The sequence below is a fragment of the Caballeronia sp. SL2Y3 genome (assembly GCF_022879575.1).
In the GTDB taxonomy this organism is placed as follows: domain Bacteria; phylum Pseudomonadota; class Gammaproteobacteria; order Burkholderiales; family Burkholderiaceae; genus Caballeronia.
In genome coordinates this window covers 512,756-539,134 of the sequence record NZ_CP084263.1, presented here as the reverse complement: position 1 = coordinate 539,134, position 26,379 = coordinate 512,756, and the positions used below count along the sequence as shown (strand labels likewise).

Sequence of the window (26,379 nt, the reverse complement as noted above, 5' to 3'; positions counted from 1 at the left end):
TAAGGACGACGAAGCTCAACGATTGAGCAGGTTTGTCACAGCATCGCCGATATCTGGCAAATCTCGTCAAAGCGCATTGCATCCAAAGGGCCGATATGAAAGGAATAGCGGCCCGACAGTCACCATTCGCCCTCTCACCCGATGAAACTCATGCATATCTGGCAGCGCGACCTGCTGCTCGCGCTCGTGCGGCTCATTGCGGGCGCGTATCCGGTATGGCATGGCGCCGCGCCGGCCGCCATGCAAAGGCTCTATTTCTCGAATCACACGAGCCATATCGACACGCTCGCGATCCTCGCTGCGCTGCCACGCGAACTGCGCGATGCCGTGCGGCCTGTCGCCGCTCGCGATTACTGGGCCACCGGGCGCATCAAGCGATATATCGCCGGCAAGCTGCTCAACGCCGTATTGATCGACCGCCGCCGCGAGTCGGAAGGCGATCCGCTCGATCCGGTGCGCGACGCGCTCGCGCAGGGCCACTCGATCATCATTTTCCCCGAAGGCACGCGCGGCGCCGACGCGCTGCCGCAAGCGTTCAAGAGCGGGCTCTTTCATCTGGCGAGCGCGTTCCCGGACGTGGCGCTGACGCCCGTGTATCTGGAGAACCTTCAGCGAATCATGCCGAAAGGCGCTATCTGGCCGATCCCGCTCATCTGCAAGGTGCACGTCGGCGCGAGCGAAACACTACGCGACGGCGAAGAGAAAGCGCCGTTTCTCGCCCGGATGCGCGACGCCGTGATCGCGCTCTATCAATCAGCACATCGAAATTAAGCTATGCCGACTTCATTCTGGAATCTGGTCGCGGGCGTCGTGGGCGCGCTGACCTTCGCGACGCTGATCGGCGCGCTGCTCGGCGCGCGAGCGAAGGGCACAAGCGCGACCATCATCAACCTGAACCAGCGCATCCGTGCCTGGTGGGGCATGATCGCGGTGATGGTCGTGGCCATCGGTCTCGGCGACAAGGCCACCTTCGTCGTCTTCGCACTGCTTTCGTATCTCGCGCTGCGCGAATTCATCACGCTCACGCCGACCACGCCGAGCGATCACACCACGCTTTTCGTCGCGTTCTTCGTCGCGGTGCCGGTGCAATACGTGCTGCTCGGCATCGACTGGTACGGCATGTATTCGATCTTCGTGCCGGTGCATCTCTTCTTCGCGATGTCGCTCGTCTCCGCGCTCACGCAGGACACGCGCGAGTTCCTGAGCCGCAACGCGCGCATCAACTGGGCGCTGATGGTGTGCGTGTACGGGCTGAGTCACGCGCCCGCGCTGCTGACGCTCGATATCCCCGGTTATCGCGGGCAGAACGCGCTGCTGTTGTTCTACTTCCTGCTCGTCGTGCAGATCAGCGATGTCTTGCAGTATGTCGTCGGCAAGCTGTTCGGGCGGCGCAAGATCGCGCCGGTGCTGTCGCCTTCGAAAACCGTGGAAGGTTTCGTCGGCGGCGGATTGCTCGCGACGCTGTGCGGCGCGGCGCTGTATCGCGTGACGCCGTTCGGCTTCGGCGCGGCGTTTGCCATGTCGCTTTCGATCGTGCTCGCGGGCTTCGTCGGCGGGCTGGTGCTGTCGGCGGTCAAACGCTCACTGGGCGCGAAAGACTGGGGCGTGATGATCGCGGGGCACGGCGGCATGCTGGATCGCGTGGATTCAGTCTGCTTCGCGGCGCCGGTGTTCTTTCATCTCGTCCGATACCTCTACGTTTGACGCTTGAGCGGCCGAAAAGCGAAGCGGCCCAAAAGCGAAGCGGCCCAAAAGCGAAGCGGCCCCTCGCAGGGCCGCCAAGCGTCATTGCGGGCAAAGAGCGGAGATCAGACCGCCATCACCGTCACCGACTTCGACACGAGGTACGGCTCCAGCGCCTCGGGTCCGCCTTCCGAGCCGTAGCCCGAATCCTTCACGCCGCCGAACGGCATTTCCGGCCACGGCGTCGCGGGCTGGTTGATCCACAACATGCCCACTTCGAGCTGGTTCGTGAGCAAGTGCACGTTCTTGAACGAGCGCGTGAACGCGTAGCCGGCCAGGCCGTACGGCAGGCGGTTGGCCTCGGCGATGGCGTCCTCCAGCGAATCGAAGCCGCGAATGGCCGCGACCGGGCCGAACGGCTCGTTGTTGAACACGTCGGCTTCGAGGGGCACGTCGGTCAACACGGTCGGCGCGAAGAAGTTGCCCGCCGAGCCGATGCGCTCGCCGCCCGTCGCGATCTTCGCGCCGGCCTGACGCGCGTTCTCGACGACGCTCGCCATGGCGGTGATGCGCCGCGCGTTGGCAAGCGGCCCGAGCGTCGTGCCTTCGGCGAGGCCGTCGCCGACCGAAAGGCTTTCCGCGTGCTTGACCAGCGCCTTCGCGAAGTCGTCGCGCAGGCTGTTGTGAACCAGAAAACGCGTCGGCGAGATGCAGACCTGACCCGCGTTGCGGAACTTCGCCGCGCCCGACGCCTTCACGGCAAGCTCGACGTCCGCGTCTTCCGCGACGATCACCGGCGCGTGGCCGCCGAGTTCCATCGTCGCGCGCTTCATGTGCTGGCCGGCGAGCGCGGCGAGCTGCTTGCCGACGGCCGTCGAGCCGGTGAAGGTCACCTTGCGGATGACCGGATGCGCGATCAGGTACTTCGAGATTTCGGGCGGATCGCCGAACACGAGTCCGAGCACGCCGTTGGGCACGCCCGCGTCGGCGAACGCGCGGATGAGTTCGGCGGGCGATGCCGGCGTCTCTTCCGGCGCCTTCACGATGAACGAGCAGCCGGTCGTGAGCGCAGCCGAGAGCTTGCGCACCACCTGATTGACCGGGAAGTTCCACGGCGTGAACGCGGCGACCGGCCCGACCGGCTCCTTCACGACCGTCTGCTGCGCGTTGACGTTGCGCGGCGGCACGATCCGGCCGTAGACGCGGCGCCCTTCGTCCGCGAACCATTCGATGATGTCCGCCGCCGAGTTCACTTCAATGCGCGCTTCGGCGAGCGGCTTGCCCTGCTCCATCGTCATCAGGCGCGCGATGCTGTCGGCGCGTTCGCGCACGAGCGCGGCGGCCTTGCGCATCAGCGAGGCGCGTTCGAGCGCGCTCATCTTGCGCCACGTCGCGAAGCCCGCTTGCGCGGCGGCCACGGCGCGATCCAGATCGGGAATGCCCGCGCGCGCGACGGTGCCGATTTTCTCGCCGGTGGCCGGGTTCACCACGTCGAGCGTGGCCCCGCCCTGCGCGTCGCACCATTCGCCGTTGATATAAAGACGCGTGTTCTGATACGTACCTGCAGTCATTGAGCACCTCTTGCTGGAAAGATGGTCCGCGCCGGTGCGTTTCCGGCGCGGCGTCTATTGCACGACGATTGCCGCTGCGGCGCTTCGGCGCATGCGCCGCGCTGCATCGTCGTCGAAAAGGAAAAGGATACGGATTAAATCGCGGGCCTGCATGGGTCGCCCTTCACTGCCCGCGCTTGCCGAAGAAGTCGATGAGCGCGTCGGTCGCGGTTTTGTCGTTCGCGAGCCGCCCGTAGAGGCCCGCCGCGCCTTCGTAAATGCGATGCTCCGGGTACGCATCGCCGATGAACGCGGCGATCTCTTCCATCTCAGCGACCCAGCGATAGGCTTTCGGCGGCATGCGCGGCACGTTACTGCTAAGCCACGCGGCAAGCTCGGGCTGGCTCTCGCGCAGTTCGTCGAAGAGCGCGTCTCCCGCGCCGTTGCGCATGGCCGCGAGCGACATGGCCGAGCCGATCGCGGCCAGCCCTTTCGTGACGCCCGCGTACGACATCTTGAGCGCGGAGGCCGCGCCGATGGGGCCGTCGAGCACGCGCACGTTCAAACCCGCGTCGCCGAGCACCGCGGCGCGCGCGGCGTGCGGTCCAGACAGGTAGAACTTCGGCGTCGACGGCAGCCCGATGATGGCGGCATCGACGAACGGCGCGCCGGTAGCATCGACCGTTCGGGCGATGGTCGCAGCGGTTTCCGGGCTGATGGCGTTGCAGTCGACAAAGACGGCTTTGCGGTCCGCCTGCGTGAGCGCGGGCGCGAGACGTTCGGCGGATTGCACGGCGACGGCCGGCGGCACGATGGAAAGGATGAAATCGCACGCGGCCAGTTCGGCGAGGCTCGCGTCCTGCATGCCTGCGTCTTTTGCACGGGCGGCGCTCGCGGCGCTGCGGCCTTCGAGCGTCGTGAGCACGCGCGCGCCGGAGGCAGACAGCGCCCGGCCGACCGCCGATCCCATGCTGCCCGCGCCGAGCAGCGCAATGGTCAAACGAGTCAAGTGCGGCTCCTTGCGGATCGGTGACGAGACCACAGGATACGCGGATGAGCGCGCGCTCGCAGCGCTCATCCGGCGACCGGACGCGTGACTTTAAGCCTCGTCGCCCTTGATCTGCGGCAACGCGGACGCCTCGCCCGGCGTGAGCAGCCCGACTTGCGCGTAGATGCGCAGCTTGTCGCGCGTATCGGTGATGTCGAGATTGCGCATCGTCAACTGGCCGATGCGGTCGCGCGGCGAGAACGTGGACGCCACCTTTTCCATCGACAGGCGTTCCGGCTGATACGTCAGATTCGGCGACTTGGTGCTGAGAATCGAGTAGTCGTTGCCGCGGCGCAGTTCGAGCGTCACTTCGCCGGTGATCGCGCGCGCGACCCAGCGTTGCGCGGTTTCGCGCAGCATGATGGCCTGCGAATCGAACCAGCGGCCCTGATACAGCAAGCGCCCGAGGCGGCGGCCGTTTTCGCGATATTGCTCGATGGTGTCTTCGTTATGAATGCCCGTCACGAGCCGCTCATACGCGATGTAAAGCAGCGCGAGCCCCGGCGCTTCATAGATGCCGCGGCTCTTTGCCTCGATGATGCGGTTCTCGATCTGATCGCTCATGCCGAGGCCGTGACGCCCGCCGATGCGGTTGGCTTCCAGCAGCAACTCCACCGCGTCGGTGAACGTCTTGCCGTTGAGCGCGACCGGGCGGCCTTCCTCGAAGCGGATGGTCACTTCTTCCTTGTCGATCTTCACGTCGTCGCGCCAGAACGCGACGCCCATGATCGGATTCACGATCTTGATGCCCGATTCGAGGCTTTCGAGGTCCTTGGCTTCGTGCGTGGCGCCGAGCAGGTTCGAATCCGTCGAATACGCCTTTTCCGCCGACATCTTGTACTCGAAGCCCGACTGGCGCATGAATTCCGACATTTCCGCGCGGCCGCCGAGTTCGTCGATGAACGTCTGGTCGAGCCACGGCTTGTAGATCTTCAGGTCCGGATTCACGAGCAGGCCGTAGCGGTAGAAACGCTCGATGTCGTTGCCCTTGTACGTGCTGCCGTCGCCCCAGATGTTGACGCCGTCTTCCTTCATGGCGGCGACGAGCATGGTGCCGGTCACGGCGCGGCCGAGCGGCGTCGTGTTGAAGTAGGTGACGCCCGCCGTCGAGATATGGAACGCGCCGCATTGCAGCGCGGCGATGCCTTCCGCGACCAGTTGCGCGCGGCAGTCGATCAGGCGCGCGCCTTCCGCGCCATATTGCGTGGCGCGGCGGGGAATGGAGTCGTAGTCGTCTTCGTCGGGTTGGCCGAGGTTGGCCGTGTAGGCGTACGGCACCGCGCCCTTCAGGCGCATCCAGTGCAGCGCGGCGCTGGTGTCGAGGCCACCTGAGAACGCGATACCGACTTTTTGCCCAGTCGGAAGGCTTTCAAGAATTGTGCTCATTAGCGAAACCGTTAAGTCGACGTACGGGAAAAGGTGCAACTGGGCAGTATCAACCATGACCGGTGATATGACAAGTTTGCGCCAAAACCGCGCGTGTAGACGGTCGTTCGCCGCGAGCCGCCGCTATTGCAAGATGTCCGTCGCCTTGTGCGCCGGATCGACGCCCTCTATCAGAAAGACCGCGCCGCGCGCGTGGCGGGTGCGCAGCGGCAGAACGCGCCGATACGCGTCGGACTCGTACCAGTTTCGCGCGTGCGCGAGATCGGGAAACGCGATCACGATGAGATCGCCGCGCCACGCGCCCTCGCGCACGTCGCACGGCCCGCCGTGAATGATGAAACGCCCGCCGAACGGCGCGAGCGTGGCGTCGATTCGCTCCAGATACGCGACGATATCCGGGCACATCTCCACTTCATACAGATGCCCGACGGCGTAAGCAGTCATTTCGCGGCTCCTTCTTCTGTGTGAGGATGCCGCCGATCTTGCCCGGCCGCGCGCGTCGCGTCGATTACGTGCGGGGTAATGCCGAGTCAGCCGTTGCGGAACAGGTAGCTGTAGGCATTGAGAGCGGGCACGCCGCCCAGATGCGCGTACAGCACCTTCGACCCTTCCGGGAACTCGCCGTTGCGCACCATCTGAATCATGCCGTCCATCGACTTGCCTTCGTAAACGGGATCGGTCAGTACGCCTTCCAGCCGCGCGCACAGGCGAATGGCGTCGAGCGTGCCTTCGTTCGGCAGGCCGTATTCCGGGCCGCCGAAGCGCGTGTCGAGAATCACGTCGTCGCGCGTGATGTCCTGACCGAGATCGACGAGTTCCGCCGTATGCTTCGCAATGCGCGTGATCTGATCGTGCGTTTGCTGCGGCTTCGCAGATGCGTCGATGCCGATCACGCGCCGCGCCCGGCCATCCGCCGCGAAACCGACGACCATGCCCGCCTGCGTGCTGCCCGTCACCGAGCACACCACGATGTAGTCGAACTTGAAGCCCAGTTCGGCTTCCTGCTGCCGCACCTCTTCCGCGAAGCCGACGAAACCCAGCCCGCCCTTCGGGTGCTCGGAGCAGCCAGCCGGAATCGGGAACGGCTTGCCGCCCGCCGCGCGCACGCTGTTCATCGCGTCCTGCCAGCTTTTGCGAATGCCGATATCGAAGCCGTCGGGCACCAGGCGCACGTCCGCGCCCATCATGCGCGACAACTGGATATTGCCGACGCGGTCGTAGACGGCGTCCGAGTAGTTGACCCAGTTTTCCTGCACGAGCACGCACTTCATGCCGAGATGCGCGGCGACGGCGGCGACCTGACGCGTCTGGTTCGACTGAATGCCGCCGATGGACACGAGCGTATCGCAGCCTTCTTCGAGCGCCTCCGGAATCAGATATTCGAGCTTGCGCGTCTTGTTGCCGCCGAACGCGAGACCGCTGTTGCAGTCCTCGCGCTTCGCATAGAGCTCGACTTTGCCGCCGAGATGCGCGCTCAGGCGCTTGAGCGGCTGAATGGGCGTCGGCCCGAATGTGAGCTTGTAGCGGGGAAAACGTTGCAGGTTCATGGTCGGCATCCTGTGCGATTGAGGTCGGGCTGCCGCGTGATCCGCGACGCCTGACAGAAATCGTAGTCAATCTGACGGATGTCGGCGTTGCGAATAAATTCGCTTTGGCCTAACGTAACCGCTTATTGGTTCGCTTCGGCGCAGTTTCATTTCCTGTAACAGCGCATCCACGCAATGAAAAAAACCACGCCACGGCGAGAGCCGCCAGCATCGGCCATCGAGATCGATCGCGTCGATCGCGCGATCCTGCGTCAGCTTCAGCGCGATGCATCCATCTCCAATGTCGCGCTCGCCGCCAAGGTCCACCTGAGCCCGCCGGCGTGCCTGCGGCGCGTCGAGCGGCTGCGCGAAGCGGGGCTGATTCGCGGCACCGTCGCGCTATTGAACCCGAAGGCGCTGGATGCGGGCATGCTCGTGCTGATCGGCGTGGTGCTGGACCGCTCGACGCCGGAGTCCTTCACCGACTTCGAAAAGGCCGCGCAAAAGGTGCCGGGCTGCATGGAGTGTCATGTCGTCACCGGCGAGTTCGATTTCTTCATGCTGATTCGCACGCGCGACAGCGACAGCTTCAACCGGCTGCACGCGGAGAAGCTGCTGTATCTGCCGGGCGTGCGGCAGATACGGACCTTCGTCGTCCTCCGGGAAATTCTCTCGACGACCGCGTTTCCCGTGTGACGCGCGCATGTGGACTACCAGCGATAGTTCATGCCCGCGAACACTTGCCGCCCGTAGCCGAACGCGCACCAGCTTCCGTAGTAGCACGACGCCACATACTCTTTGTCGAAGAGATTCTGCGCATTGACATACAACTCCGCGCCCTTCAGCTGCGCTGCCGTGCGGCCGAGGTCGTAGCGCAGCGTGGCATCGACCAGAAAGAAGCTCTGCACCTTGAAGTCGTTTTGCGTGCTGTACGTCGTGCCGGTGTATCGCCCGCCCGCGCCGAGCGAAAGGCCCGCCAGCGGCCCGCGATTGATCGTGTAATACGCCCACAACGACGCCTGATTCTGCGGCACGGCCGGCAGATGCTTGCCTTGCAGGCCGCCGTTGTCCTTCGTGTAGACGGTATTCAAATACGTATAGCTTCCCGTCACGTTCAACGAATCCGTGAGGCTGACCTTTGCTTCGAGTTCGACGCCGCGCGAGCGCGCTTCGCCGGATTGCGACTGGAAGTTCGGGTTCGTGGCATCGACGGTCAGCAGGTTTTCGCGCGTCAGATCGAAAAGCGCCGCCGTGAAAAGCGCGTCATAGCCCTTCGGCTGGTACTTCACGCCCACTTCGTACTGATGCCCGCGCTCCGGGTCGAACGCGCGGCCGTTGATGTCCGTGCCCACTTGCGGCGTGAACGACTCCGTATAGCTCACATACGGCGCAATGCCGTTGTTGAACACGTACGTCAAACCCGCGCGGCCCGTGAACGCGCGGTCGGACTGGCTCGACGACGTGCCGAAGGTTTCGTTGCGCGTCTTGCTGTTGGTCCAGTCCTCGCGCCCGCCGAGCGTGAGAATCGCGTTGCCGAAACGCGCCTGATCCTGCGCATACACGCCGTATTGCGTGCCGCTCAACACCTGCTTCGACAACTCGGGCACGGTAATGGTCTGGTTGTACACGGGCGCGTACATGTCGATGGAAGGCGCCGTGCCGAAGCCGGAGACGAAGTTCGTCGCGTAGTGCTGATAGTCGAAGCCGACAAGCAACGTGTGGTCGATCGGCCCGGTCGAGAAGTTGCCTTCGAGTTGATTGTCCAGCGCGACCGTATTCAAATTGTCCTGCGAATAAGCGGTGCCACGATCCAGCGTACGCAGATCGGCTTCCAGCGCACTCGCGTAGACGCTCTTGTAGTCCTGCGCCAGATGCATGTAGCGGCCGTTTGCGCGGAACGTCCACGCGTTGCTCAGGCGTCGGTCGAACTTGTAGCCGACGGATTCCTGCACGCGATTGAAGCTCTCGAAGCTCGGATCGCCGTCGTAGAAATTGCTCGGCAGCTTGCCGTTCGGGTTATAAAGCACGGTGCCTTGCGGCGGCACGCTACCGTAAGATGAACTGCGCGGATCATGCTGATAAAGGCCGAACAGCGTGAGCGATGTCTTGTTGTCCGGACGCCAGGTGAACGACGGCGCGATCGCAATGCGCTCGTTCTTCGTCATGGCGACCTGTCCGTCCTCCTTGCGGCCGATGCCGGTCACGCGAAAGAGATAGCGGTCGTCGCCTGCAATCGGTCCGGACAGATCGAACTTGCCCTGCACGTGCCCGTAGTTGCCGACCTCGACGCCCACTTCGTGCAGCGGCTCGACAGTCGGCAGCTTGCTTTCCATGTTGAGCAGCCCGCCCGCCGCGGCTTGCCCGTACAGCACGGACACCGGCCCTTTCAGAACTTCGACGCGATCCATCAGATACGGGTCGAGTTGCGGTGTCGAATACCAGCCGTTGCCGATGAGCTTGAGCCCGTTCCAGTACGTGTCGGCGTCGAAGCCGCGCACCTTCAGCAGATCGTAGCGCGTCGCGATGGCACCGCGTGTTTCCGGCGTCACGCCCGACACGTAGCGCACGGCGGCGTTCAGCGTCTGCGCGTTCTGCTGATCCATCTGATCGCGCGTGACGACGGACACCGACTGCGGCGTCTCGATGATCGGCGTGCCGGACTTGAGCGCCGTCGAACTGGACTTCGCGACGTAGCCTTTCGTCGGACCGTACGGTGCGTCCTGATCGCTTTGCGCCGTCACTTTCACTGCGGGCAGCGTGCTTTCCGCCGGTGCCGCGTCGCCGTCGACCGATTGCGCGTTGACGCACGCGCTCGCCGCGAACAATAGCAGCGCGGCCGTTCTCAGCGGTCGCAGGGCGAACCGGCTGGTCTTGCTTGGATTCATGCTTCCTCTCGTAGCCGTCGTGGTTTTAAATGCGAATCATTATTATTCAACGGCGGATTGTGCCCGCTGGCTTTACGTTTGTAAAGCTACGGGCGACCTGCGTTCAGGGACGCAGTTAGAAGATGGCGATGAGAATCACGCCCGCGACAGCCATGCCGGCGCCGAGCAGACGCAACGCGCTGGCCTCGCGCACTTCGAAGCCCATCAGCCCGAAGTGATCGAGCGCGATCGACGTCACGACAGCGGAAATGACGACGATCGTCGTGAAGGTGGCCGACCCGAGCTTTCGCGTGATGAGGAGCGAGCACATAAGAAAGAGCGCGTTGCAGATGCCGCCGATGTACGCCCACCACGGCACGCTGCCGAGGCGCGAGAGCGCGGGCCGCACGCCGAAGCCAAAAAACGGCACGCACACGGCAAGACACGCCGCGCCGATCAGATAGACGATCAACGCGGACACGATCGGCTCGTGCACCCCCTTGAGCAGCGCCGAGTTGCTGCCCGATTGCAGCGGGTTCGAGACGCCCGCCAGTATCGCAAAGACCGCCAGTAGCCAGTGCATGATGTCGCCTCAGACAGTGAGTCGGGCGTCGCGGAACGCGTCCCGCTCGGCGACGGCGGCAAGCTGCACCGGACGATTTTCCGCCGCCGAGCGATAGATCGCTTCCATGATCCTTTGATCCTGCAAGCCCTCTTCGCCGGGCGTCGCGGGCGTTCTGCCGGTCAGGATGCATTCGGCCATGTGGTCGATTTCCGCGCCGAACTGGTTCGCGTCTTCGAGCATGCGCTCTTCGCGCACCTCGACGTCCTCGCGTTCCGGCGAACGATGCTGCACCGACAATCGCAGGCCTTTGTACGCGAACGCCGGATCGAGCACCACCGTCCCGCGCTGGAAATGCAGGCGCGCGACGCGCGATTCGTGCGCATCGTAAGCGGCCGAGCAACGCGCGACGACGCCCGACGGAAAGCGCATCTGCCACGAAATGTTCTCTTCGACTTCCGCGAAGCGCGGGTCGCCCGGCGTGCTCCAGGCCCAGGCCGACACTTCGATGGGTTCTTCGCCCGTCACGAATCGCGCGAAGTTCAGGCAATAGAGTCCGATGTCCGGCAACGATCCGCCGCCCGCGAGGCGCTTGTCGTGCCGCCATTGATCCGCCTCGCCTTGCACCTGACCGTTATGCGCCTCGATAATCTTCAGTTGTCCGAATGTTTTTGATCTTGCAAGCCGCGCGGCCTCGCGATTATGCGGCTCGTATTGCAAGCGGTACGCGACCATCAGCATCACGCCTGCATCCGCGCATGCGCGAATCATCTCTTCTGCTTCAGCCGATGTATTGCTCAACGGCTTCTCGCACAGCACATGCTTGCCGATGCCCGCCGCCGCGATCACCTGTTCGCGATGCAAGCCGTTGGGCGTCACGATATAGACCGCCTGCACATCGTCGTTGGCGGCGAGGCGCGCCCATTCGTCGTAGCCGTACACCGCTTCGGCCGGCGCACCGTATTGCCGCGCCACGCGTTCGCCCTTTGCCTTGTCGCCGGTCATCACGGCTGCGAGGCGCGCGAGCTTCGATGAAGCCAGCGCGGGCAAGATCGAATCGAGACTGAGACGGCCGAGGCCGACGATGGCGAAGCCCACCTTGCGATCGGGCGGAAGTGGCGGCGCCTCGACAGGCGAGCGCCGCTCCGAAGCGCCGACGAAGGGCGGGCGTGTCTCGGGTTTGTCCTGCCCGGTCGATGGCAAGCCTGACATGATGTGCTCCGTGAGTCGCAATGCCGTTTGGCGTTGGCATCAGCTAGAGCAACGGCTATTCCTGTCGATGATCGCGGGGTCTTCGATCGCGTCCTTCAGCAGAGCGACGAATGCCGCCACTGGCTGCGGCAGCGTGCGTCCTGCCATCGTCTGAATTTGCAGCGTGCGTTGATGCAGTTCGGGGTTCGAGATCGGCACGGCGGCGAAGCCCTCCGCGCCAAGACGGCTGCGCACCGTGAGATAGCCGGTGAGCGTGATGGCGTCCGTGAGCCGCACGAAGCTTTGCAGCGCCATGTGGTAATTGCCGACGAAGACCGGCTCGAACACGAGTCCTTCGAGACTGCACGCGATGTCGAAGAGTTGTCGAAGCGTCACGCCCTGACTATGCATTGCAAGCGGCCATGCATGCAGGTCCGCGAGCGACACCGCTTCGCGCGATGCGAGCGGATGGTCGCGCCGCATCAGCGCATAAACCGGCGCGCGTTGCGCGTAATGCACGTGCACGTCCTGCTCGGGCGCCATGCTGAAGCACACGGCGATGTCGTGCGAGCCGTCGCGCACGCGCTGCGTCGCGATGGACGGCGCGGAGACGTCGAGGTGAAAGTGCGCACGCGGATGCGTCGTCAGAAAATGCGCGAAGGCTTGCGGCAGAAAGTCGGGCGCCACGCCTTCCGAAGCCGCGATGCGAATGGTCGCGCGGCCGCTCGCGCTCAGTCCGCGAATCTCGTCGATCACGCGCTCGTCTTCCAGTTGACTGCGGCGCGCGTGGTTGGCGAGCAGGCGGCCGGCTTCGGTCAGCACCATGCCGCGCGGGCGTCGCTCGAAAAGCGGCGTGCCCATTTGCTCCTCGATCTTCGCGATCTGCCGGCTGAGCGCGGACACCGCGACGAAGAGCCGCTCGGACGCCTTGCTGAGCGATCCGCTGCGAGCGACTTCGAGGAAATAGCGTAAAGCCGTCTGGTCCATGCGCCGCCCATTTCTCGCGATTGAAGATGCGCGCTTTGCCGAAACGGCAAAGGTTGGTGAGAAATATTGTAATTGTCCAGAAATATCGGCGAGGTCAGCATGAATTGGTCGGCGGCTACGGCTGCCTTTTCAGCTTCGACGGAGACCGACGTGACCCGCGACACCGCCCTTCAGATTGCCGACCGCTACTTTCAGTCCGGCGCTTTTCTCGACGACTTGCAGCGGCGCGTCGCGTATCGCACCGAAAGTCAGGAGGCCGACAGCGCCGCGCGGCTCATGGCTTATCTCACCGAGGAACTGACGCCGACGCTCACGATGTGGGGCTTTCGCTGCCGCGTGGTCGAGAATCCTGCGGCCGGCGCAGGTCCGTTTCTGGTCGCGCATCGTCACGAAGGCGACGACCTGCCGACGGTCCTGACCTACGGCCACGGCGATGTCGTGCGCGGCTACGACGCTCAGTGGCGCGAAGGCTTGTCGCCGTGGAGCGTGACGGTCGACGGCGACCGCTGGTACGGCCGCGGCACCGCCGACAACAAAGGGCAGCACAGCATCAACCTCGCCGCGTTGAAGGCGGTGCTCGACGCGCGCGGCGGCAAGCTCGGCTTCAATCTGAAGCTGCTCTTCGAGACCGGCGAGGAAGTCGGCTCGCCCGGCCTTTTCGCCGTTTGCGAGCAGTTGCGCGATGAACTGGCCGCCGACGCGCTGATCGCCTCCGACGGCCCGCGCCTCGCCGCCGACCGCCCGACCATGTTCCTGGGCTCGCGCGGCGTCATCAATTTCCGGCTCGAGGTGAAGCTGCGCGACGGCGCGCATCACTCGGGCAACTGGGGCGGCCTGCTGCGCAATCCGGGCATCGTGCTCGCCAACGCCATTGCCACGATGGTCGACGAGAACGGCAAGATTCTGATCGAAGGCTTGCGTCCGCCGCCCATTCCGGATTCAGTGATTCGCGCGCTAGCGGACATCACCGTCGGCGGCAATCCGGGCGAACCGGAAGTGGACGCGGATTACGGCGAGCCGGGCCTCACGCCCGCCGAGCGCGTGTTCGGGTGGAACAACATCGAAGTGCTGGCCTTTCGCACGGGCAATCCCGACAAGCCGGTGAACGCCATTCCCGCGACCGCGTTCGCGCATATGCAGATCCGCTTCGTGGTCGGTACGGACTGGCGCAATTTGCAGCAGATCGTGCGCGATCACCTCGATGCGCACGGCTTCCCGATGGTCGATGTCGAAGTGGAGCGCGGCATGCCCGCGACGCGCGTCGATCCGGACAATCCGTGGGTCAAGTGGGCGCTGCGCTCGCTCACGCAAACCACGGGCATGCGGCCCGTGCTGTTGCCGAATCTCGGCGGCACGCTCCCGAACGACGTCTTCGCCGATGTGCTCGGCATGCCGACGCTGTGGGTGCCGCATTCGTATCCCGGCTGTTCGCAACATGCGCCGGACGAGCACTTGCTCGGGTCGGTCGCGAACGAAGGTCTGCGCATCATGACGGGCCTTTTCTGGGATCTCGGCACGCGCGAAGGCGATGCCGCCAACGGCAATCCCGCCGACCATCTGCCGCGCAAGACGAACGGAGGGCTTCGCCATGAGTGATTCCGCCACGATTTCGACGTCGCCGAAAGCGCACGGCAAGGAGCGCGGCGTCGCACGACTGATCGTCGCGACGTCGATCGGCAACGCGCTGGAGTTCTACGATCTCGTCGTGTACGGCTATTTCGCCGGGACCTTGTCGAAGCTCTTCTTTCCGACGCAGGATCACACGGTATCGCTCTTGCTCACGCTCGGCACGTTCGCGCTCTCGTATCTCGCGCGGCCGGTCGGCGCGCTCGTGCTCGGCTCGTACAGCGACCGCCGCGGGCGCAAGGCATCGCTCACGCTCTCCATCGCGATGATGACGCTCGGCACCGCGATGGTCGCGCTGATGCCGACCTACGCGACCATCGGGCTCGCCGCGCCGGTGCTGATCTTCGTCTCGCGGCTGTTACAGGGCTTCTCCGCGGGCGGCGAGTTCGGCAGCTCGACGGCGTTTCTCGTCGAGCACGCGCCAGAGCGCAGCGGCTTCATGTCGAGTTGGCAGTTTTCAAGTCAGGGCGCGAGCACGTTGCTCGCGTCGCTGTTCGGCGCGGTGCTGACCGGCTCGCTGACGCCCGCGCAGCTCGAAGGCTGGGGCTGGCGCATTCCGTTTTTGTTCGGTGTACTAATCGGACCGATCGGTCTTTATATCCGGCGACGCATCGACGAAACGCCCGAGTTCGAGCACGCGGAGAAAGTGGCGTCGCCCGTGCGCGAACTGCTCGCGACGCAGAAGGAGCGCCTGCTCGTGTCGATCGGATCGCTCGTGCTGACGACGACCGCCAACTACATGCTGCTTTACATGCCGACGTATGCCGCGCGGCAGCTGGGACTCGCGCCCTCCTCCGGCTTCATCGCGACCTTGACGGCCGGGTTCATCATGATGGTGCTCGTGCCGGTGGTCGGGCATCTCTCGGACAAGTACGGGCGCACACGCATCATGCTGATCACCGGCGTGATCTTCTTCCTGACCGTCTATCCGGCGTTCATGTTCATGAACGCGCATCCGTCGCTGCCGACGCTGCTCGCTGCCGTGATCTGGGTCGCGCTCCTCAAGGCGACGTACTTCGCGCCGATTCCCGCGCTGATGTCCGAGCTTTTCCCGACCGCCACGCGCACGACCGGCATGGCATTCGGCTACAACATCGGCACGACAGTGTTCGGCGGCTTCACGCCGCTGGCGGTGGCGTCGCTCATCGCGTTGACGCATAACAATCTCGCGCCGGGCCTGTATCTGATGATCGCGGCGGTCGTGAGTCTCTTCACGCTTGTCTGGGCGCGAAAGCGCCTGGCTGTGCGTTGAACGTTTCGAATTCAGCCAGGAAGTTCTCACATGAATGAAGCATTGCAGCGTGCGATCCAGTTTTCCGTCGATCACGAATCGACTTGGGATCGGCAAGTACACGGCAACTGGGGCGTGCACGTGAACGATCCGCCGCCGTGGAACCGGCTGCTCGGGCCGGTGCATGATCGCGGGCCGGTGTCGGGCGCGCTTGCCGTCGATGGCCGCGTGATCACGACGTGGGGCGAGCCGGACCGCGCGGACCTGACGTTCAGCATCGCGAAGACGTATCTCGCGCTGCTCGCGGGCGTCGCGCATGATCGCGGGTTGCTGCCGGATCCGGACGAAGCGGTGCGCGTGCGTGTGCCGGGCATTGGCTTCGACGATCCGCATAACGTGCCGATCACGTGGACGCATCTGCTTCAGCAAACCAGCGAATGGCAGGGCGAGTGCTTCGGGCTTTCGGATCAAGCCGACCACTACCGCGCGGTGACGTTCGGCGAGCCGCCCGCCGGCAAGAAGGGCGAACTGCGGCCGTTGCGCACGCCCGGCACGTATTGGGAGTACAACGACGTCCGCATCAATCAGCTTTCGCTTGCGCTGCTGCATCTGTTCCGGAAGCCGTTGCCCGATGTGTTCGGTGATGCCATTGCGCGACCACTGGCCTTAAGCGACAACTGGAACTGGGCGGGCTATGACCACGCGTGGGTCGGAATTGACGGCAAGCGCATGCAGTCGGTGCCGGGCGGCACGCATTGGGGCGGCGGGATGTCGATCAGCGCCAACGATCAATTGAAGATCGCGCAGATGCTGCTGGATGATGGCGTGCGTGATGGCAAGCGCGTGCTCTCATCGGAGTGGATCGCGCGGATGCGCACGCCCTGCCCGCTCGCGTCGTTCTATGGCTACCTGGTCTGGCTCAACACCGGGCGAAAGATGTTTCCGGGGGTGCCGGAGACGAGCTACTTCGGCATCGGCGCGGGAAGCTCGTTCATGTGGATCGAGCCCGAATCGCGGATCGCGTTGATCGTGCGATGGCTCGACTCGGCGCACGCGGCGGAGTTCTTTGGGTTGATGTTCGAGGCGTTGAGGGAGTCGAGCGGCGCGGTGCAGGTTTGAGTGGGCGGCGGGCGGGCTTTCGTCATTCACTCTCTCTAATGACGGGTGCCCCCGCCGCGTTGTGTCGCTTGGTTGGCTGCCGTTTTGTTCGAGGCGGTGGTGTAGGACCGTTAGTTGCGTTATGTCAATGCGTTTGAGCCCTTAAGAACGGCGTCGGTTGTTCGTTAACAAGAGCAAGCCAACCTAACGACCGACGCATGTCCTCCACTATTCCTTTCCGCCGCTCGGCTCACGCGACGCACACGCGGCTCTCCAAAGCTCAACTGCTGCCCATCGCGCGCGGCGTCGCAGACGGACTCGCCCTTCACGCACATCTCGCGCTCGAGACGCTGCGCGCGGGCTCGCCGGATATCGCGCCGGCTCAACACATCGCCGAAGTCATGCTGCTGGCGAAGTTTCTCGCGGACGCAGGACATGGCAACTTCCCGGACGAAGCCCTTGTCGATGCCGATCAAACGATTGCGCGCACGTTCGACGGCGGCCGCGAATCCGGTTGCTGGAGTGTTGCTGCGGACGGGGTCGATCGACTGGCGGCGATTGTCTCGCTTTATGATCATCAACTGAAACGCGCGACGCTCGGGGCGCTGACTGCGGCGAGCGACAGGCTCGATCGGTTCAAGGCTGGTGAGCCGTATCAGGGGTCGAGGAAGAAGCGGGCTTGAGGGTGGCGGTGTTGGGGCGCCTTTGGTCGGCTAGCGGCGGATGCGTGGGCCGATAATGTATTGTTTGTTACGAAATGGCGGATACTGGCGGAGGAGGGCGATTTCGGTCCGATATGGCCGATGAGTGTGCTCTTCGCGGCCACCGAGAACCGTTTTGCCGTGAAACAACGCTAGGGACGTTTCGTAAACCTCTGATTTTGATATAGTTTGTTCTGTACACCTCATTTGGCCTGTGTTCCACGGACTGGTTATGCACCGTTCGCCGTCGAGAACCGAAGCCTCCGATAGGCCGCTGATTCTCAGGTGTCGTGCGCTGGTTTGCCGAGCACAGCATAGGCGCGATTTGGGGCTATGCACCTGGGAGACGGCTTATGCTAATCGCTCACATAGCGTTCGGCGACATGCGGCGTTCGTTATCGCCTAGTTCCTGATAGTGCTATTGGGCATTGCTGGCGACGGTGGTTCAGGCCAACGGCATTTGGCCGTCTCTACGCCTCGCGGACGTAGTCTCGAGGAGGTGGGCCGGCCTCCAAGAGTTCGATCACGCCCCCCTGCGCCAACGTCCCGCGTGTGGCAGTCCAGTTGAAACCTCGTTGAATTTCGAAGCGTTGCGCGATATGCGAACGGTGGGGCCGGCCGACGCGGGAAGGCGTTAGCGCGCCGCTCGGCTGTCGACTGCAAAAGTTGGGCGTTCAATGTCACGTCGCGAACAGGCCAGCGATCAAGAATGTATGGCCACGCCCAGAATGGATCGCGGCATGCGACGCCCCGCCGTCCGCTGACTGCACTCGGGATAGAGCCGCATTGTTTCGCCGATCGGTTCACGCTGATCGCTCTCTTGAATACTCCGGTGCTGGAAGTTATATCGCGTTGTCCAGTCTTCGAACCGCGTCGAACATCCCGTGAGTTCATGCGGCGTTAGCGGCCCAGGGCGCTATACCCGGCCAACCTGTCCGACATGACGCGGACTCATGAAGAGCTTGCTCTCGCTTGACTGCGGCTGCTTCGGCCCGCCCTATGCGCATGTGAAAACTGCGATGGTCTAGTAACGGCCCCTCACGCACGGGTTCAAATGCCGCGCTGTCGATCAGAATCGACCGGCCAAATTCGCGCGTTCCGCGACGACGGCGACATTCAGCTTTGAGCTGTGGCTCCAGGGCGACGGCAGCAGGTCCCGTCTACAAAGGCGATGTGGGGCAGTCTAAAGGGCTCCGGTGGCGTCCCGCGGTGACGTGGCAATTGGTCCACTTTGCTATCTCGAGCGGTCGAAAGGCAGACCCAGGCGGTATTTCCACGGCGGGAGGTGTCCGAATTCGGACACCGTGGCTCTGTTGTTCGGCGTGAGTTAGCGAGGCCGATCGGTCGCTCGGGGCGTACGACACCCTGCGCCACTGCGGCGCTAGGAACGCCGAATTCGCGGCCGCGAACTCTCAACCTGTTGGGGTGAGGGGGTTCCTCTGTCGCGTCCAGGTCGGATCAAGTCGGCACTACGGGCATCGCTGAAGCTCTAGTCAACTACTTGTGCGCCGAGACACTGCCAATTGAGTTCACTCGCCATCTGCCGAATCAGCTACTCAAGGCGCGTGCGCAGACGCGTTCGTTTGCTCGGCTGATGACGCGACTGGACCTGCCGAAAGGCGCCCCGACTTTGGTACCGCCCGAAGGAGTCGCCGCGCCGACACTACGTGCGAGTGTCCGAATTCGGACACTCTAAGCGATTTCGCGATACGTTGGCTGCCAGCCAATTAACACGTCGCGGGCTGTCCGAATTCGGACACTCGCGTTACGGCTCGATGAAAGCGTCAGAAAAGAGCCTAGCGTGACATCGCTTCGCTTTGAAAGAACACCATCGTCTCGAACAGGCGAAAAAAATGCCCGCATAGCGGGCAGTCGATTCATTCGGATCTGATCGAGAACATTTTCCCTATATGCTCTCTGAGTTGGTTCTCCTGCTCCTCCGTCACCACCCCTGCTTTGAATTTGAACGTCAGCCCCTTGACGTCTTTGGTGATGCTCCCGGCCTGCACCTTCCCGGCAAAAATCTTCAAGATGCTGCGCCCTCCAGCGTCCGTAGGCGCACCGCCCCGGCTGATGTGCGCGCCCAAGCTTGCGGCGAGTTTCGTCTGCACCAAGTCGCCCGACAATACTTGCGGCCATAGTTCCTGAAGCGCTTTCAACCCCGCCTCGCCCGACTTCTTCAATGCATTCGCCACGTCTTGCGCCGACGACGCTCCCAAAACAGAAGGCGTCAAATCGAGGTCGCGCTTCACAAAATCAGGCAACGCGTCGAAGGCCAGGAACCGATAGAGGTCGCTGCGCGAGATGCCCATCGCCTCAGCCAAACGCGTGCGGTTCGGAAACTCCGCTTCCGCTCGACGGATTGCAATAGCGATCTCATAATCCGACAGATCGTCGCGGGTGACGTTTTCCATCAGCGCAAGCGCCGCCATGTCCTGATCAGAACATTCGATGACGACTGCCCGGATCGTCCCTTTATTGATGAGCTTGTGTGCGCGCAGTCGACGCTCACCCGCCACAAGCTGAAACGAATCGCCGATGCGGCGAACCGTGACCGCCTGTAGCAATCCCACCTCATCAATGGAGCGCGCCAGCTCCGACAGCTTCGCCTCATTGAACTGACGACGCGGTTGCCACGGATTCGGCACGATCGCGTCGAGTGGAATTTCCGTCTCGACGCCCTTAGACTCCAACTCCTGAATCCGAAGCTGCGCCGCTGCGAGCGCGCTCGTGATGCCCGGCATCGTCTGCGGGCCGCGCGCATTACGATCCTTCTTCGACTCGCCTTTAAAATCGGCCGGCTTCGGAAGGTTGGCCGTCTTGGCCATGAGTTGTTCTCTAATGTTGTTACTCACGCCGCCTCCTTCCAGGATTTAACGAACATATCGTCGAGCCACTTCGCATACTGCATCATCGGCTGTCTGACCCGTTGCAGCGACTTGGCCGTCGAGTGCGTGCTGACGACATCAAGCGCCGTCGAGAACGACAACGCTCCGCCGCTCATCACGGAACTCGCCGGAATCTCGAACGGATCGAGCCAGCGTCCGTAGGCACTCTGCGCCCACTGTCGGACGACCGGCGCCGACGAGGTTTTACCGTAGTCGACCTTCGACAGCAGAATCGAAATGAAGTCGTACACCTTGTCTTCTTCGTACGGCAGGAAGTCTTCAGCGACATCCGAGAAAAGCCGCCAGAATGCCAACGAGCTGATGAAGTCCAGGTTCTCTGGAATCATCGGCATGACGAGCGCGTCGGCGGCCAGCAACGCATTAAGGTTCATGTACGACAGCGACGGCGACGTATCGATCAGAATGTAGTCGTACTGCGCGCGCAGCGGCTCGAGGCCTTCGCGCAAGACCGCCCAGAAACGATAGCCCTGGATCGTTTTCTGCCGCGCGGGGAGAAGGAACTCCGCTCCGTATAAAAAGGTATGGCCGGGAATAATGTCAAGGCCATCCCAGTAAGTCGACTGCACGCTCGCGCCCAGTCCGCCCTCGACGTTCTGGTCGTAGATATAAGGGAGCACGGTGTCGTCTCCCGAGATTTCCTTCTCGGCGTACAGTCCACACAGTTCCGACGCCGACGCCTGCGGATCCAGATCGATCAGTAAGACCTTTCGACCGAGCAGCGTCAGCGCTTGCGCGAGGCAGACCGTTGTCGTAGTCTTCGCCGAGCCGCCTTTCAACTGGGCCGTTGTGAGAACCTTGCCGCGGAACGTGCCGTCGGCATCATCGAGCCTAGTCTGATAGATATCGGACGCCATCTTCACCCACAGACGAACCTCGGGCAGCGTGAAAGTCCGGCTGCGGCCGTTGCCGTTGAGCGTGCCGCTCGGCAAGCCGCCTTCGCCCTTGGTCACCAGATACTGAATCTGCTGTCGAGTCAGATTGCACATCTCGGCGAGTTCGCTGATGGTGTAGAAGGGTGCAGTCTTGCGCGGGCGGGGCGCAAGAATCTGCTCGCGAAGATTGTCCGAAAACGGTTCGAGGTTATCCGCAAACTCCGCGACTTCCCGAAGCGACACCTTGCGATCTTCCATTGGTAAGCTGCCTACGTTGGCCATTCTGCGCTTTCTCCCTGTATTGACGCTGAAGCGCAGAATACACGAATATGCGTAAACAGGCTTGCAAAGCGGCGAAATTTCGCAGTTTCTTATCGTCTTGGGGCCTTCGACGCCAGATTTCCGCGCCTGCGGACGTGCGCAGACCGTGCAGTAGAGCCCTCCCCACAGCTTTCGTAATTTCACACTCCAAAGCTTTCGGCACAAAAACCGCCCCGGGGGTGGTTTTTGTGCTCCGAAAAAGCTCAATCCCGTCAGCTACTTAGCACCAAAGACTCAAGGAACTTTGATGGTCCCTACCATTGTTAGTCCAGTTTTTTTGTAAACCTTAACCGTCAAACCCACAAACAGGAATATCGAAACCCTTAAGAATCAACAAGCTTCCCTGTGAATAGGGACGGTTTTTGTGAAGGGTGGGGCGGTTTTTGTGCTCGTGAGGTCGCAAACTGGGCGTGGACAGACGGTTTTTGTGCGCACCGGGGTGGAATTTAGGCGGCGCCCGCTACGTGCAGGGCGGTTTTTGTGCGAACCGAGCCGATGAGACCGGGGCGGTTTTTGTGTTGACACGCTTTTCGTGCCTGTTAGAGTGCCGGGACAGTAGCCGAACAGAAGAATGGACAATCAAGATTTCACCGTCACGCCTCAGCAACTTGCGCTGGACATCTACGAAGACATGTCCGGACAAGGCGCGGCTATCTGCGAGGCGACGCGCGATATCGGTTTTCTGCGGAACAACATTTTCACGCGGGTAGGCGGTCTCGGAATCGCCGCGCGGCGCGTGCTCGACGCGGCCTATTTCATCGTTGCGACCAAAGCGCCCGACGAACTGATCGACGACAAGGTCTATACCTTCACCGCCGACGTGAACTACTTTAAGTGGCTGATGCGTTACGACAGTCGCAACCACAGTCACCTGATCGCGCAGATGAGAGCGGCCGCCCGCGCGCGCGTCGAAATCATGACGGCGCCGTCCATCGAGGAACTGACGGAGAAGGACTCGTGGGGCACCATCAGCTTGCTCGGTGACTGCTATATCGAGCGCAACGTTGTGTGCGTGCTGCTTTCGGGGCGCGTCATCAAGTATCTGATCAGCCCTTACAAGGCGCACTGGCTGAGCTTGCGCGCCTCCACGGCCTTTTCGCTATCGCTCGCACGCGCGATCTATGACCGGCTGATCCCATGCGAAGGTCACGGCGTGACCGAATGGTTCCCGTTCGAAGAGGTGCTCGAATGGCCGGGCAAGGTCGGCGAGTCGCGCAAGGAAGTCAAGGAGTTCAAGAAACGGTTTCTGGAGCCGGCTATCGACCAACTCAATGAAGTCTCGGACTTCGACGTGAGCTGGGAGGCCAACGCGGACCGCGCCACGCGCGACAAGCTCAAGATCCGCTTTCGCTTCACGAAGAAGCAGGGCGCGGATGCGGCGCGGGCGGGCATCGCCGACGAAATGTATCTCCTGTTGCACAACGAATTCGCGTTCGACACGCCGGACTTCGAACGCCTCGCCAAGCGTCGCGATGTATGGACGGACGAACGTCTTGAACAGGCGATCGAATACACGCGTTTCAAGCTGAACGAAGGCAAGGTCACCGTGAGCCCGCGCGGCTACCTCTTCAAGGCGCTGGAAGGCAATTACCGTATCGGCGATGCGGACCGCAAGATGGCCGCGATCAAGGCGAGACAACTCGAAGAAGAGAAGAAAGGTCGGCGCGAGCGCGACGCCGCGCAGGCGCAACTCGAAGCGACCATTCAGGCGCAGAACGATTCCGCGAAAGCGAAGCTCAGCGAAGAAAACAGGGCGGGGCGGGAGTTCTTCGAGGCCGCGGACGCGCAGTCGCGTAAGGAACTGTGCCATTCGTTCGTCAGCCAGTTGATTCCGCAACGGCTCATCGAGAAGCAGGGCCTCTCGCGGGAATCGTTGAGCGCGGACAACATTCTGACGGTCAATCGCGTCGTCGCCGATGCGTTCTGCTCGCACGTGTACATCAAGATGAAGAAAGCGCGGTCGGGCTGATTCCCGCAACCGGCTTCACTCTTTCGGCGGGATTGGGTCGCTAAGCGGCTTCTGGCACGCCGCGAGGACAGCACCGAATGCAAGCATCGCCGCGGAGTAGACGAGACCGCGACTCAGTCCGCCGCTATCGGATATGCGCCCGATCACCGTCGGACCGACGATCTGACCGACCGCGAAGACGATGGTGAAGGCGTTGATGCCGCTTGCCCATTGGCTCACAGCCAGGTTGTGCCGGACGAAGGCTGTCGTCGACGCCACGGCGGATAAAAACGTCGCGCCGAACAGCAGGCCGGAAGCGAACGCGGTCACCGGATGCGCGAACAGGGCGGGGACGAGCGTCGCCACGGCGAGCAGCGCGTTGAGCAACGCGAGCGCCTGACCGCCGCGCACCCGGTCGAGCAGTCCAGACCACACACGCGCCGACGCGACCGTCGCCACGCCGAGCGCGACATAGAAGGCGCTGACGACAGTGGCACTCATGCCCGCCGCACGCAGCAGGGCAACGATAAAGGTCATGTAGCCGATATAGCCGACGCCGAAGCAGCCGTATCCCGCAAGCGCGAGGATATAGCGCCTGTGCCGGACCGGTCGATGTGGCGCTGCCCGCGCTCCGCTTTGTGCCATCGGCTGCGCGGACGCGGAGTCGATACGCCGCGCGGCCCACACGGCGGCGATCCCGCATAGGGCGCACGCTGCCGCCAGCGCGAACCACGCGTAGCGCCAGCCGTGCGTATCGGACGATATCGTCAGCGGGACGAGGATCGACGAAAGCGCGATGCCCCAACCCGTGCCGCCGTAATACAGGCCGATGATGAGTCCCGAATCGCGAGGTGAAAGCGACGCGAGGCGTGCTGCCAGCACCCCGCCGCTCACGAAGACGAGCGCGCTGGCAGCCCCGGTGACCATCCGCAGCAACAGCAGACCGTTGGTCTGTGTTACGGCGCCGCTCGATGCCATCAAGAGCGCCGTCGTGACGCAGCCTGCGACGAAGAGCGTCCGCGGCGCGCTTTGCTGCGACAGCCGCCAGAACGCGAACGCGCCGAGCAGATAGCCGAGCGCGTTGGCCGTGTTCATCGCGCCGGCCTGCGCGAAGTTCCATCCGAGGTCGAGCTTCATCGGAGGCAGGAGCAAGGCATACGCGAAGCGCGCGAACCCGAGCGCGATCGCGCTGCCGAGCGACAAGGCGACGGCGAGCCGCCGCGCGTGCGAACGGCTTGCCGATGTGCTCGCCGGCTGCGGCTGTGCCCGAGGTCCTGCGCCCCTCTCGATAGTCTCTGGATTTCGCACGCTCGTCGCTTCTCCGGCTCGCTCGAATCGCCTCGCTTGAATCGCTGATGGTGCGGGTTATGTTAGCGCGCCAAGCGTCAGCCGTATTGCTCGCATCGCCGGTCGAGCGTCGAGTTCACGCGAAGGAGCCGTTACATCGGATGCGCGGCGACGAAGTTCTTGAACGCCGCATACACCGGCTTTTGCGTGACGCCGTCGTTCATCAAGAGACCGTAGTTGCCTTCGCCGCCGACCGGATCGTCGTAAAGCTCGTACGCCTGGATCGCCTGAAGGTTGTACCGCGACGCGACCGCGACGAACTGCGCCATCATCCGGTTCCCAACCATGTACGACGCGATCTGTGCGTCCGAGCCGTACCACGGGCGCACGCCGAACTCCGTCAGCCAGATCGGCTTGCCGTACGCCTGCAACGCGGCGAGCACGTCATGGCAGCCGGTGCCGCCGCAGGCGTGCGTGATGTCGCCTTGCTCGGAATACCAATGCCAGCCGGTGATGTCCCACGTGACCTTCGGATGGCCCGTCGTGCCGTCCGGCTGCGTGCCGTTCCAGAGCATGTCGTCGAAGCCGTAGTGCAGCCACGTGTCTCCGCCGATGATGATCTTGCCGTTCGTATCGACCGACTTGATGCCGGCGATCATGCCGCGAATCAGGCCGCGCGCCTTCTGAAAGAGCGCATTGTCGAACTGTTGCGGATAGACGCCGTCCACGTTGCCGACCAGCGACATCGCGCCCAGTTCGTTCGACACCTCGTAGTACGGATACCGATACGACGTCGCCGTCTGCTGACCGAGCGCAAAGCCTGCGGTGTACGCGTCCGACTCGCTATTGAAGGAGCGCGGGTCGGACAGCAGCACCGGGAACACCGTGACGCCGCCTGCGGCCATCGACCTGGCGATGCCCGCAAGCTTCGTGGCAGTGGCCTGACTGTACACCTCGTTGCGATACAGCTTCGCCCCGAGATCCTGCAATTGCGACAGCTGACGCGCGGGACTCGAGATATCGTAAGCGCCGCCTTCGTTGTTGTGGCCATTGGCGCCATAGAAGATCGACGCAGAGGCATTGACCGGCGTCGGTGTGCTTACCGGCGCGCTCGCGCTCGATCCCGTCGAGTTGTTCGAGCTAACGGGCGTCGCCGTGCTGGTCGGCGCGGTGTTGGCCGCTGCGGTAGCCGGCGCAGTAGCCGCTGATGTAGCTGTCGGTGTAGTGGCCGTTGAACTGGCGGTGGGCGAAGTTTGGGACGAGACTACGGTGCCGCTTCCGGAGTACGAAGTCGACGAAGCGGCGGAAGCCGCATCGCTGCCCGGACTGCTGACGGCGTTGCCGGATGCGGCGCTTTTCGCTGCGCCCGCCGCGCCGTCGCTTCCTCCGCCGCCGCCGCCGCACGCCGTGAGAAGCGCGCTGATTACGAGTGCTACGGCGAACAGGGCGCACGGACGCGCTGGGGAAAGAGCGCGTGCATTCGAGTTGATCGTCATCATGATGTCACTTAGGAATGCTGATCGAGGTCCCGATCGGCTAAAGAGAAACGCGCGAGCCGAATGTCCAACGGACGACGGACGGAAAAGCGG

The 26,379-nt window shown here is 63.2% G+C and carries 21 protein-coding genes; 8 read left to right on the top strand and 13 right to left on the bottom strand.

What is annotated here, in order from left to right:
* The first annotated feature begins 141 nt into the window (after nucleotides 1-141).
* A complete protein-coding gene (locus LDZ26_RS24825; RefSeq protein ID WP_244851354.1) occupies nucleotides 142-771 on the top strand; it encodes a lysophospholipid acyltransferase family protein in 630 nt (209 codons plus the stop codon).
* Between the two features lie 3 nt (nucleotides 772-774).
* Complete coding sequence (locus tag LDZ26_RS24820) at nucleotides 775-1,704, top strand: phosphatidate cytidylyltransferase (RefSeq protein WP_244851353.1); 930 nt, start codon at nucleotides 775-777, stop codon at nucleotides 1,702-1,704.
* 104 nt (nucleotides 1,705-1,808) lie between these two features.
* Here the strand turns inward: LDZ26_RS24820 and LDZ26_RS24815 are convergent, their stop codons facing one another.
* The 5 genes from LDZ26_RS24815 to LDZ26_RS24795 form a co-directional block, all read right to left on the bottom strand.
* Nucleotides 1,809-3,254, bottom strand: coding sequence for an NAD-dependent succinate-semialdehyde dehydrogenase (locus tag LDZ26_RS24815; RefSeq protein ID WP_175943797.1), 1,446 nt, complete (start codon nucleotides 3,252-3,254; stop codon nucleotides 1,809-1,811).
* Between the two features lie 163 nt (nucleotides 3,255-3,417).
* Nucleotides 3,418-4,242 carry an NAD(P)-dependent oxidoreductase gene (locus LDZ26_RS24810; RefSeq protein ID WP_244851352.1) on the bottom strand — a complete coding sequence of 275 codons (825 nt, stop codon included), beginning with the start codon at nucleotides 4,240-4,242 and terminating at the stop codon, nucleotides 3,418-3,420.
* Nucleotides 4,243-4,332: 90 nt separating this feature from the next.
* Nucleotides 4,333-5,667, bottom strand: a complete 1,335-nt coding sequence (gene argG, locus LDZ26_RS24805; RefSeq protein WP_244851351.1) for an argininosuccinate synthase — start codon at nucleotides 5,665-5,667, stop codon at nucleotides 4,333-4,335.
* 123 nt (nucleotides 5,668-5,790) lie between these two features.
* Complete coding sequence (locus LDZ26_RS24800) at nucleotides 5,791-6,111, bottom strand: DUF1330 domain-containing protein (protein WP_244851350.1); 321 nt, start codon at nucleotides 6,109-6,111, stop codon at nucleotides 5,791-5,793.
* 86 nt (nucleotides 6,112-6,197) lie between these two features.
* Entirely contained in the window at nucleotides 6,198-7,214 is a 1,017-nt protein-coding gene (locus tag LDZ26_RS24795; RefSeq protein ID WP_244851349.1) for a 1-aminocyclopropane-1-carboxylate deaminase, read from the bottom strand.
* Between the two features lie 165 nt (nucleotides 7,215-7,379).
* On the opposite strand from LDZ26_RS24795, the gene LDZ26_RS24790 reads away from it, so the two are divergent.
* The gene (locus LDZ26_RS24790; protein WP_244851786.1) at nucleotides 7,380-7,889 is read left to right on the top strand and encodes an Lrp/AsnC family transcriptional regulator; all 510 of its coding nucleotides are present in this window, start codon (nucleotides 7,380-7,382) and stop codon (nucleotides 7,887-7,889) included.
* 14 nt (nucleotides 7,890-7,903) lie between these two features.
* Here LDZ26_RS24790 and LDZ26_RS24785 read toward each other — a convergent pair whose 3' ends face one another.
* The 4 genes from LDZ26_RS24785 to LDZ26_RS24770 all read right to left on the bottom strand — a co-directional run bounded on the left by LDZ26_RS24785 (nucleotide 7,904) and on the right by LDZ26_RS24770 (nucleotide 12,797).
* Complete coding sequence (locus LDZ26_RS24785; RefSeq protein WP_244851347.1) at nucleotides 7,904-10,078, bottom strand: TonB-dependent siderophore receptor; 2,175 nt, start codon at nucleotides 10,076-10,078, stop codon at nucleotides 7,904-7,906.
* Nucleotides 10,079-10,193: 115 nt separating this feature from the next.
* Nucleotides 10,194-10,640, bottom strand: a complete 447-nt coding sequence (locus LDZ26_RS24780; protein WP_244851345.1) for a DMT family transporter — start codon at nucleotides 10,638-10,640, stop codon at nucleotides 10,194-10,196.
* A 9-nt stretch (nucleotides 10,641-10,649) separates the two neighbouring features.
* Nucleotides 10,650-11,831 (bottom strand): Gfo/Idh/MocA family protein, encoded by a 1,182-nt coding sequence (locus LDZ26_RS24775; protein WP_244851344.1) that lies wholly within the window; start codon nucleotides 11,829-11,831, stop codon nucleotides 10,650-10,652.
* Nucleotides 11,832-11,870: 39 nt separating this feature from the next.
* Nucleotides 11,871-12,797, bottom strand: a complete 927-nt coding sequence (locus LDZ26_RS24770) for a LysR family transcriptional regulator (protein WP_244851342.1) — start codon at nucleotides 12,795-12,797, stop codon at nucleotides 11,871-11,873.
* 150 nt (nucleotides 12,798-12,947) lie between these two features.
* Here LDZ26_RS24770 and LDZ26_RS24765 point away from each other — a divergent pair, with 150 nt between their 5' ends.
* From LDZ26_RS24765 to LDZ26_RS24750, 4 genes are all read left to right on the top strand, one after another.
* The gene (locus tag LDZ26_RS24765; RefSeq protein WP_244851340.1) at nucleotides 12,948-14,393 is read left to right on the top strand and encodes a M20 family metallopeptidase; all 1,446 of its coding nucleotides are present in this window, start codon (nucleotides 12,948-12,950) and stop codon (nucleotides 14,391-14,393) included.
* Nucleotides 14,386-15,675: an MFS transporter gene (locus LDZ26_RS24760; RefSeq protein WP_244851339.1), complete on the top strand. Its 1,290-nt coding sequence runs from the start codon at nucleotides 14,386-14,388 to the stop codon at nucleotides 15,673-15,675. Before LDZ26_RS24765 ends, LDZ26_RS24760 begins: the two co-directional genes overlap by 8 nt.
* 30 nt (nucleotides 15,676-15,705) lie before the next feature.
* Nucleotides 15,706-16,773 carry a serine hydrolase gene (locus LDZ26_RS24755; RefSeq protein WP_244851337.1) on the top strand — a complete coding sequence of 356 codons (1,068 nt, stop codon included), beginning with the start codon at nucleotides 15,706-15,708 and terminating at the stop codon, nucleotides 16,771-16,773.
* A 197-nt stretch (nucleotides 16,774-16,970) separates the two neighbouring features.
* Nucleotides 16,971-17,435 (top strand): hypothetical protein, encoded by a 465-nt coding sequence (locus LDZ26_RS24750; protein ID WP_244851335.1) that lies wholly within the window; start codon nucleotides 16,971-16,973, stop codon nucleotides 17,433-17,435.
* Between the two features lie 1,895 nt (nucleotides 17,436-19,330).
* On the opposite strand, the gene LDZ26_RS24745 is transcribed toward LDZ26_RS24750, so the two are convergent.
* Together LDZ26_RS24745 and LDZ26_RS24740 are read right to left on the bottom strand one after the other, a co-directional pair.
* The gene (locus LDZ26_RS24745; RefSeq protein WP_244851333.1) at nucleotides 19,331-20,308 is read right to left on the bottom strand and encodes a ParB/RepB/Spo0J family partition protein; all 978 of its coding nucleotides are present in this window, start codon (nucleotides 20,306-20,308) and stop codon (nucleotides 19,331-19,333) included.
* On the bottom strand, nucleotides 20,305-21,516 hold the full coding sequence (locus LDZ26_RS24740; RefSeq protein ID WP_244851785.1) for a ParA family protein: 1,212 nt from the start codon (nucleotides 21,514-21,516) through the stop codon (nucleotides 20,305-20,307). The genes LDZ26_RS24745 and LDZ26_RS24740 overlap by 4 nt, the downstream gene beginning before the upstream one ends.
* A gap of 610 nt (nucleotides 21,517-22,126) precedes the next feature.
* Between LDZ26_RS24740 and LDZ26_RS24735 the strand changes: the two genes are divergently transcribed.
* Nucleotides 22,127-23,524, top strand: a complete 1,398-nt coding sequence (locus tag LDZ26_RS24735) for a replication initiation protein (RefSeq protein ID WP_244851331.1) — start codon at nucleotides 22,127-22,129, stop codon at nucleotides 23,522-23,524.
* A 15-nt stretch (nucleotides 23,525-23,539) separates the two neighbouring features.
* Here the strand turns inward: LDZ26_RS24735 and LDZ26_RS24730 are convergent, their stop codons facing one another.
* On the bottom strand, nucleotides 23,540-24,793 hold the full coding sequence (locus LDZ26_RS24730; RefSeq protein ID WP_370650782.1) for a YbfB/YjiJ family MFS transporter: 1,254 nt from the start codon (nucleotides 24,791-24,793) through the stop codon (nucleotides 23,540-23,542).
* 149 nt (nucleotides 24,794-24,942) lie between these two features.
* A complete protein-coding gene (locus tag LDZ26_RS24725; RefSeq protein WP_370650767.1) occupies nucleotides 24,943-26,289 on the bottom strand; it encodes a hypothetical protein in 1,347 nt (448 codons plus the stop codon).
* Between the last annotated feature and the right edge of the window lie 90 nt (nucleotides 26,290-26,379).

Bases quoted from the DNA above. Each gene is read 5' to 3' on its own strand.
- LDZ26_RS24825 (WP_244851354.1), top strand. From the start codon at position 142: ATGAAACTCATGCATATCTGGCAGCGCGACCTGCTGCTCGCGCTCGTG.
- LDZ26_RS24820 (WP_244851353.1), top strand. From the start codon at position 775: ATGCCGACTTCATTCTGGAATCTGGTCGCGGGCGTCGTGGGCGCGCTG.
- LDZ26_RS24815 (WP_175943797.1), bottom strand. From the start codon at position 3,254: ATGACTGCAGGTACGTATCAGAACACGCGTCTTTATATCAACGGCGAA.
- argG (WP_244851351.1), bottom strand. From the start codon at position 5,667: ATGAGCACAATTCTTGAAAGCCTTCCGACTGGGCAAAAAGTCGGTATC.
- LDZ26_RS24800 (WP_244851350.1), bottom strand. From the start codon at position 6,111: ATGACTGCTTACGCCGTCGGGCATCTGTATGAAGTGGAGATGTGCCCG.
- LDZ26_RS24795 (WP_244851349.1), bottom strand. From the start codon at position 7,214: ATGAACCTGCAACGTTTTCCCCGCTACAAGCTCACATTCGGGCCGACG.
- LDZ26_RS24785 (WP_244851347.1), bottom strand. From the start codon at position 10,078: ATGAATCCAAGCAAGACCAGCCGGTTCGCCCTGCGACCGCTGAGAACG.
- LDZ26_RS24780 (WP_244851345.1), bottom strand. From the start codon at position 10,640: ATGCACTGGCTACTGGCGGTCTTTGCGATACTGGCGGGCGTCTCGAAC.
- LDZ26_RS24775 (WP_244851344.1), bottom strand. From the start codon at position 11,831: ATGTCAGGCTTGCCATCGACCGGGCAGGACAAACCCGAGACACGCCCG.
- LDZ26_RS24770 (WP_244851342.1), bottom strand. From the start codon at position 12,797: ATGGACCAGACGGCTTTACGCTATTTCCTCGAAGTCGCTCGCAGCGGA.
- LDZ26_RS24760 (WP_244851339.1), top strand. From the start codon at position 14,386: ATGAGTGATTCCGCCACGATTTCGACGTCGCCGAAAGCGCACGGCAAG.
- LDZ26_RS24755 (WP_244851337.1), top strand. From the start codon at position 15,706: ATGAATGAAGCATTGCAGCGTGCGATCCAGTTTTCCGTCGATCACGAA.
- LDZ26_RS24750 (WP_244851335.1), top strand. From the start codon at position 16,971: ATGTCCTCCACTATTCCTTTCCGCCGCTCGGCTCACGCGACGCACACG.
- LDZ26_RS24740 (WP_244851785.1), bottom strand. From the start codon at position 21,516: ATGGCCAACGTAGGCAGCTTACCAATGGAAGATCGCAAGGTGTCGCTT.
- LDZ26_RS24735 (WP_244851331.1), top strand. From the start codon at position 22,127: ATGGACAATCAAGATTTCACCGTCACGCCTCAGCAACTTGCGCTGGAC.
- LDZ26_RS24725 (WP_370650767.1), bottom strand. From the start codon at position 26,289: ATGATGACGATCAACTCGAATGCACGCGCTCTTTCCCCAGCGCGTCCG.